General features: G+C 41.2%; 2 protein-coding genes. Both read left to right on the forward strand.

All coding sequences use genetic code 11. From position 1 onward, the window contains the following. Positions 1-86: 86 nt before the first annotated feature. Complete coding sequence (gene tnpA / locus CWC14_RS15120) at positions 87-401, forward strand: IS66 family insertion sequence element accessory protein TnpA (RefSeq protein WP_138563678.1); 315 nt, start codon at positions 87-89, stop codon at positions 399-401. Next, entirely contained in the window at positions 398-748 is a 351-nt protein-coding gene (tnpB, locus tag CWC14_RS15125; RefSeq protein WP_004588658.1) for an IS66 family insertion sequence element accessory protein TnpB, read from the forward strand. Before tnpA ends, tnpB begins: the two co-directional genes overlap by 4 nt. Positions 749-798 lie beyond the last annotated feature (50 nt).

Consider the following 798-nt stretch of genomic DNA (forward strand, 5'->3'; position numbering starts at 1 on the left):
AACAATTGTAAGCGTCCGGCCAACCACACCTAGCAACACCATTTTTTGTATTTGAAAATACCTTCAACTTTTTATTGGAGGTCATTATGAATTCACCCATCCCTAAACGTTGGCTAGAAATCCTAGCGCTTCGCTCATCATTTACTGGAACGAATGAAGCGTTTTGCAAACACCATCAAGTATCTATCAGCTCGTTTTATAAATATAAAAGCATGCAACAGGTGAAATCTTCAGGTGCATCACCTCAATTTGTCCGAGTTGAGCAACAAACCCAACGCACACACGTCAGTATCACTGAGCAACCAACGATTAACTTTAATACGCGCACTGGCCAACTGACATTACCCACAACACTTAACTGTGTTGCTATCGTCTCAATTATTAAAGGTCTATCAGCATGAATATGTTTGTTAATCCGCCCGAGGTGTACTTATGTGCTGAGCATGTGGACTTTCGTAAATCCATCAATGGCCTTGCGGCGTTGGTGGAATGTGAGCTTGAATTACCCGTGCTATCGGGCGCGCTGTTTGTGTTTTGTAATAAAAAGCGCGACAAGTTAAAGCTTCTCTATTGGGATAAGACAGGCTTTGCATTGTGGTACAAGCGACTTGATAAGCACAGGTTTAAATGGCCTAAGCTTAAACGTGACACCATGACACTGAATGAGCAACAATTACATTGGCTATTATCAGGGTATGACGTTATTGGCCATGAAGAAATCAACGTCAGTCAGCACACAGTGACTTAATTACTTAGATCAATTGACGATCATCAAGGTTTAAGTTATTAACCCTATTC

The organism is Pseudoalteromonas sp. S3260 (assembly GCF_005886925.1).
Taxonomy (GTDB): Bacteria; Pseudomonadota; Gammaproteobacteria; order Enterobacterales; family Alteromonadaceae; genus Pseudoalteromonas; species Pseudoalteromonas tetraodonis.

Coding starts and splice junctions, on each gene's coding strand:
- tnpA (WP_138563678.1), top strand. CDS start 87: ATGAATTCACCCATCCCTAAACGTTGGCTAGAAATCCTAGCGCTTCGC.
- tnpB (WP_004588658.1), top strand. CDS start 398: ATGAATATGTTTGTTAATCCGCCCGAGGTGTACTTATGTGCTGAGCAT.